At 50.0% G+C, this 1,589-nt stretch carries 2 protein-coding genes; one reads left to right on the top strand and one right to left on the bottom strand.

Annotated elements, in window-relative coordinates; translation table 11 throughout:
- Nucleotides 1-86 precede the first annotated feature (86 nt).
- Entirely contained in the window at nt 87-800 is a 714-nt protein-coding gene (locus KM295_RS16740) for a metallophosphoesterase family protein (RefSeq protein ID WP_256031515.1), read from the top strand.
- A 69-nt stretch (nt 801-869) separates the two neighbouring features.
- Here the strand turns inward: KM295_RS16740 and KM295_RS16735 are convergent.
- On the bottom strand, nt 870-1,589 hold a 720-nt coding region (locus KM295_RS16735; RefSeq protein WP_256031513.1), incomplete at its 5' end, for a C-terminal helicase domain-containing protein.

The following is a 1,589-nucleotide window of genomic DNA, read 5'->3' as shown; positions in this document are numbered from 1 at the left end:
TTTTCTGATTGCAGATCGGGATCAAAAGCGTCTGAAGCGTCCGTTTGGAGCTCAGTGAACTTATGGGTAAGAGACAGTCCCGGAAGGTGCAGCTACTTGTCGTAGGGGATACGCATATTGGGAGAACAACGCATCCGAGGACAGGTGTAAGTATCAATCGTTTGAATGCATTCGCTACTGCTGTAGAGTATGGTATTAAACAGGATGTCGATGCAGTAGCTCACGTTGGTGACCTCTTTCATGAATCGGCAACACCGAGCCAAGCGGCGCTTGTCCAGAAAAAAATCTTCGCTGAATTAGCGGATGCCGATATCCCATTTTATTATGTCCGAGGTAATCACGCCACGCAATCGAGCGATGAACTGTTTTCTATGGTTAATACTGACTATCTAAATCAACTCAATACGACTGGCGTTGCAATAGGTTCTACTGTCCGTCTGTTCGGGATTAATCATTCTCCCGGTGGCAATCTTCCGTGGTCTGAGTTTGCGTTTCCTTATATGATTTCTGAACCCGTATCGATTCTCATTCTCCATCAGACACTCCAACAATTATCAGGAGCAGGACCTATGAGCGTAGATCTCGATCGGATTTTTCAACAGTTCGGTGGTCAGTTTGATGCTGTCTTCTCTGGTCATCATCACGATGCGACAAGGCAGGATTACAACGGCGTTCCACTACTCTATACAGGAGCAGCCGAGCATATGAGTAAGAACGAGAACCCTGTTGATCGCATCGCTTGGATGGTGCAGGTTGAGAACGAGTCAGTGTCTATCGATCGATACGACATTCCAGAATAGTGGTTGCCCGACGGAGAGAGATACGCTTAGCCATGGGATCAAAGGATATGAATTGGCGCGACAGGTTCCTTATTCATCAGCTGCTCTTAACGCATAAATCTCGATATTCGTCGTGGCTTTCGCGGTTGGAATATCGATTTCTGCCGGACAGAGTTCATCGAGTTGGCCGTTCCACACGGCTGTGGCTGGACTGTCTGCTGTGACACCAAGTGCGTCGTACAGTCGCTTCCAAATCAGAGTCTGATCGAATTCGTCGGCATCCGGTGGTGTGACTTCGAAAACTGATTGACTGGCAACGATCACGAGTTTCTTTTTCATTCGTGACATGGCAACGTTCAGCCGATTTGGATTTAACAGGAACTCAGCCTCGCTCCGCACGTAATCCGGATCACTTGCGGTTGCTGAAATCACCATCACGTCACGCTCGCCACCTTGGAACCGTTCGACGGTATCGATCGTTGCGCGGTCACTGAACCGTTGATTGAGCCGTCCTTTCTGGGCGTTGTGTGGCGTCACGATCCCGGTCTCACTAGGGCGGGGATCATCTAACGCAGTCAGTAGCGCTTCAACGAGTGCAACTTCTGTGCGGTTTGCGTCTTGGCTTTCGTTCTCATCGTGAATGATGAGTGTGACTGGTGCTGTGGGCTCCATCGCGGCTTCGACGCCGTCGGTGCTCGGTTCTATCGCTTCAAGCGTTCCTGTCTGGGTGGATCTGAGTGTAGCTTCAGCCATTGTCTCACTAGCTTTCGGCAACCGGGACTGGATAGAGTCCACGTAGCTTGATGCGCG

This window comes from Natronomonas aquatica (genome assembly GCF_024449025.1).
Lineage (GTDB): Archaea > Halobacteriota > Halobacteria > Halobacteriales > Haloarculaceae > Natronomonas > Natronomonas aquatica.
Note: the sequence above shows the minus strand (reverse complement) of the source record. Positions and strands in the feature narration are given on the sequence as shown.